Origin of the sequence: Micromonospora echinofusca (assembly GCF_017614955.1) — a bacterium.
GTDB classification, from domain to species: Bacteria; Actinomycetota; Actinomycetes; order Mycobacteriales; family Micromonosporaceae; genus Micromonospora; species Micromonospora echinofusca_A.
This window is the reverse complement of sequence record NZ_WVUH01000479.1, coordinates 1-4348: the sequence shown is the minus strand read 5'-3', so window position 1 is coordinate 4348 and position 4348 is coordinate 1. Positions and strand designations below refer to the sequence as shown.

Sequence of the window (4348 nt, the reverse complement as noted above, 5' to 3'; positions counted from 1 at the left end):
CTCCTGCTCGACGAACCGGCCGGGGGACTGGGCGGCGACGACCTCACCGACCTGGCGACCCTGATCCGCGAGCTGCCTGACCGGGACCCCGACCCGTGCGCCGTGCTGCTGGTGGAGCACCACATGGACCTGGTGATGTCGGTCTGCGACACGATCACGGTGCTCGACTTCGGCCGGGTGGTCGCCACCGGCACCCCCGACGAGATCCGCGACGACCCGGCGGTCACCGACGCCTACCTCGGCGCGGCCGTCGACGGGGCCGGCACGTGAGCACCGGGGAACTGCTCGGGGTACGCGGGCTGGTGGCCGGGTACGGCGCGGTCCCGGTCCTGCACACCGTGGACCTCTCCGTGCCGCCGCGTACCATCGCCGCCGTGGTGGGCGCCAACGGCGCCGGCAAGACCACCCTGCTGCGCGCCGTCTCCGGGCTTCTCCCACCCACCGCCGGCCGGATCGTCCTCGACGGTACGGACCTGCGCGGGACACGGGTGGAACAGCTCGTCCGGCGGGGCGTGGCACACGTACCCGAGGGCCGGGGCGTGGTCGGTGAACTCACCGTCGACGAGAACCTGCGGCTCGGCGGGCTGTGGCGGCGCGACCGGGCCGACGCCGCCCGCGCCCTCGACGAGGTCTACCAGCTCTTCGCGCCCCTGGCCCGTCGGCGGCGGCACCTCGGGCACCAGCTCTCCGGCGGCGAACGGCAGATGCTCGCCCTCGGCCGGGCCCTCGTCGGCCGCCCCCGCCTGCTGCTGCTCGACGAGCCGTCGCTCGGGTTGGCACCCCGGGTGGTCGCGCAGATCATGGCGCTGCTCCGGCAGTTGCGCGACGACACCGGCCTGACCGTGCTGCTCGTCGAGCAGAACGTGCGCAGTGCCCTCTCCGTCGCCGACCAGGGCGTGGTGATGGCGCTCGGCCGGATCGTCGCCTCCGGCCCGGCCGCCGGACTCCGCGACGACGATCACCTGCGCCACGCGTACCTCGGATTCTGACCACCCGAGTCCCCCGGAGGGAGGACTGTTGGACCGCTTCGTCTTCCTCACCCTCGACGGTCTGTCCAGGGGCGCGGTCTACGCCGCGTTCGCGCTGGCCCTGGTACTCATCTGGCGGGCCGCGCGGATCGTCAACTTCGCGCAGGGCGCGATGGCCGTCGCCACCGCCTACGTCGCCCACAGCGTCGCGGCGGCCACCGGGTCGTACTGGTGGGGCTTCCTGGCCGCGCTCGTCGCCGGCCTGCTCCTCGGCGCGCTGGTTGACGTGGCGGTGATGCGGCTGGTCGACTCGACCTCCCCGCTCAACCCGGTGATCGTCGCCCTCGGTCTGGTCCTGCTGATCCAGGCGGTCCTCGGGATGGTCTACGGCAACGAGTACCGGCCCGCCGAGGCGCCGTTCAGCCGGGCCGCCCTGACCCTCGGCGGAGTCGGCGTGCTGTCGCCGTACGACCTGTTCGTCCTCGCCGCGGTCGGGGCGGTGGTCGTCGCGCTCGCCTGGATGTTCGCCCGCACCGGCACCGGCCTGCGGATGCGGGCCGCCGCGTTCGCCCCGGCGGTCGCCCGGCTGCTCGGGGTCGACGTCGGCGGGATGCTCACCCTCGGCTGGGCCCTCGCCTCCGGCGTCGGCGCGCTGGCCGGTCTGCTGGTGATCCCCACCGAACTGGGGCTGCACCCGCACGCCATGGACCTGGTCTTCGTCTCGGCGTTCACCGCTGCCGTGGTCGGCGGGTTGGACAGCCCGCCGGGGGCCGTCGTCGGTGGCCTCGCGGTCGGTCTGGTCCTCTCCTACGTCAGCGGGTACGCCGGCAGCGACCTCGCCCCCCTCGCGGTGCTCGTGCTGCTGCTGGCGGTGCTGCTGATCCGCCCCGGCGGTCTGTTCGCCCAGGTCACCGCGAGGCGGGTGTGAAGGGCCCGACCCTGGCACGGCACCTGGGCGCCGGGGCCGTCGCCGTGGCGCTGCTGGTGCCGGTCAGCTTCGCGCTGGAGCCGTTCCGCGCCTTCCAACTCGCCACCGTGGCGGCATACCTCTGCGCGACCGCCGGGCTGACCGTACTGACCGGACTCAACGGGCAGCTCTCGTTGGGGCACGGCGCGCTGATGGCCGTCGGCGCGTACACCGTCGCCCTCAGCCAGACCGCGTTCGCCGACGCGGGGGTCACCGGCGGCTGGGTGCTGCCGGTCTCCTTCGGTGCGGCGGTCGGCGCCACCGTCGCGGTCGGTGCCCTGGTCGGGGTGGCGGCGGCCCGGTTGCGCGGCCCGTACCTGGCCGGGGTGACCCTGGCCGTCGCGGTCGTCGTACCGGCGCTGACCGTCACCTTCGACGGCGTCCTCGGCGGCGAGCAGGGGCTGTCCGTGCCGGTGGACCCGCCGCCGGCCGGGCTCGGCGCGTCCTTCCCCTACGAGCGGTGGCAGCTCTGGATCGCCGGGGCGGCCACCCTGCCCGTCCTGCTGCTCCTCGGCAACCTGGTCCGCAGCCGGTACGGCCGGACGTTCCGGGCGGTCCGCGACGACGAGGTCGCCGCCCGGCTCGCCGGCATCGACGTGGCCCGCACGCAGGTGCTCGCCTTCGTGGTCAGCGCGGCCGGGGCCGGGGTGGGCGGCGGGCTGCTGGCGGTGCTGGCGCAGAGCGTGTCCCCCGGGGCGTTCTCCCTGACGCTGTCGCTCTCCCTGGTCATGGCGGTCGTCGTCGGCGGCCTGGGCCGGCTCGCCGGGGCCGGCTGGGGAGCGGTCCTGCTGGTCGCGCTCCCCGACCTGACCCACTCGGTGACCGGGCTGGTCAGTTTTCCGCCGGCGCTGGCCCAGCGGATGGCGGGCAACCTGCCGTTGGCCGTCTTCGGGGTCACGTTGGTCGTCGTCGTGGTCGCCGCGCCCGGCGGGATACAGGGTCTGCTCTCCCGGTCGGGGCGTGCGCTGCGCTCCCGACCGGACCCGTCCACCACCCACCACCCCTAGAAACAGGACCGGACCGAGGAAAGGTCGGTGCCCCGATGCAACGTCCCACACGACGCGGCCTGGCGATCGCCACCGCAGTGTCCCTGTTGGTCACCGCCGCCGGTTGCGGCGACGGAGCCGGATCCGGCGGCGACGCCGCCGTACCCGGGGTGACCACGAACGAGATCCTGGTCGGTACGCACATGCCGCTGACCGGGCCGGCCTCGGCCGGCTACTCCAAGATCGCTCCGGCCACCCGGGCCTACTTCGACTACGTCAACGCGCAGGGCGGCGTGCACGGCCGGAAGATCACCTACAAGATCGTGGACGACGGCTACAACCCGGCCAACACCCAGCAGGTGGTCCGCCAACTGGTCCTCCAGGACCGGGTGTTCGCCATCCTCAACGGGCTCGGTACGCCGACCCACACCGGCGTGCTCGACTTCCTCAAGAGCAACCGGGTGCCCGACCTCTTCGTGGCCTCCGGGAGCCGGAGCTGGGACCAGCCCGACCGGTACCCGGGCACCTTCGGTTTCAACGTCGACTACACCGTGGAGGGCAAGATCCTGGCCCACCACGTGCAGACCGCCCTGCCGGGCCGGAAGGTCTGCTTCCTCGGCCAGAACGACGACTTCGGTCGGGACAGCCTGCTCGGGGTGGAGGCCGTGCTCGGGGCCGGCGGCGTCGCCGTCAGGGAGAACTACGTCACCAGCAACACCAACCTCGCACCCCAGATCGGGGCGTTCAAGGCCGCCGGCTGCCAGGTGGTCGTCCTCGCCACCGTGCCCGGCTTCACCGCCCTGGCCGTCGGCACCGCCGCCCGGCTCGGTTTCCGGCCACAGTGGCTGGTCTCCAACGTGGGCGCCGACCACCCGACCCTGGCCAAGCAGCTCGGCACCGCCGCGCCGCTGCTGGAGGGCATGGTCGGGGTGAACTACCTGCCGATGCAGCACGACACCGCCAATCCGTGGATCCAGCTCTTCACCCGGATCAACCGGGAGCACAACGGGGACGCGCCGTTCGACGGCAACACCGTCTACGGCATGGCGGTCGGCTATCTCTTCGTGCAGGCGCTGTTCGCCGCCGGCCGGGACCTCACCCGGGAGTCGCTGACCGGGGCGGTGCGCCGGGGCGGTTTCCAGGGGCCCGGCCTGGCGCCGCTGCGCTTCTCGGCCACCGACCACTCGGGGTACGGCGGGGGCCGGCTCACCCGGGTGACCGGGGGAGTGCAGAGCTACGTCGGCCCGACCTACGAGACCGACGAGCGGGACGGACCGGTCCGGGAGTACCCCGCCGCCCCGGTGGCACCACCGGCGAACGGTGTGCCCTCGACGCCCTGACCGGTGCGGTGGATCTCCCGGTCGCCCAGCTGCCTGGTGCGGCCGGGGTGGGCCGGCGCGCGTCTAGACTCGCGGTGCGGGTACGGG

General features: G+C 73.8%; 4 protein-coding genes and 1 pseudogene. All 5 read left to right on the top strand.

The features are described 5' to 3' along the window. Window positions 1-270: pseudogene (locus tag GSF22_RS31290) on the top strand (ABC transporter ATP-binding protein); the annotation flags it as partial. After that, window positions 267-989: an ABC transporter ATP-binding protein gene (locus GSF22_RS31285; protein WP_208817517.1), complete on the top strand. Its 723-nt coding sequence runs from the start codon at window positions 267-269 to the stop codon at window positions 987-989. The pseudogene GSF22_RS31290 and the gene GSF22_RS31285, both read left to right, overlap by 4 nt. A gap of 28 nt (window positions 990-1017) precedes the next feature. Further along, on the top strand, window positions 1018-1896 hold the full coding sequence (locus GSF22_RS31280) for a branched-chain amino acid ABC transporter permease (RefSeq protein ID WP_208817516.1): 879 nt from the start codon (window positions 1018-1020) through the stop codon (window positions 1894-1896). After that, window positions 1893-2942: a branched-chain amino acid ABC transporter permease gene (locus GSF22_RS31275; protein ID WP_208817515.1), complete on the top strand. Its 1050-nt coding sequence runs from the start codon at window positions 1893-1895 to the stop codon at window positions 2940-2942. The genes GSF22_RS31280 and GSF22_RS31275 overlap by 4 nt, the downstream gene beginning before the upstream one ends. Window positions 2943-2977: 35 nt before the next feature. Beyond that, window positions 2978-4261 carry an ABC transporter substrate-binding protein gene (locus GSF22_RS31270; RefSeq protein WP_208817514.1) on the top strand — a complete coding sequence of 428 codons (1284 nt, stop codon included), beginning with the start codon at window positions 2978-2980 and terminating at the stop codon, window positions 4259-4261. Window positions 4262-4348: the final 87 nt, after the last annotated feature.

Coding starts and splice junctions, on each gene's coding strand:
- GSF22_RS31270 (WP_208817514.1), top strand. CDS start 2,978: ATGCAACGTCCCACACGACGCGGCCTGGCGATCGCCACCGCAGTGTCC.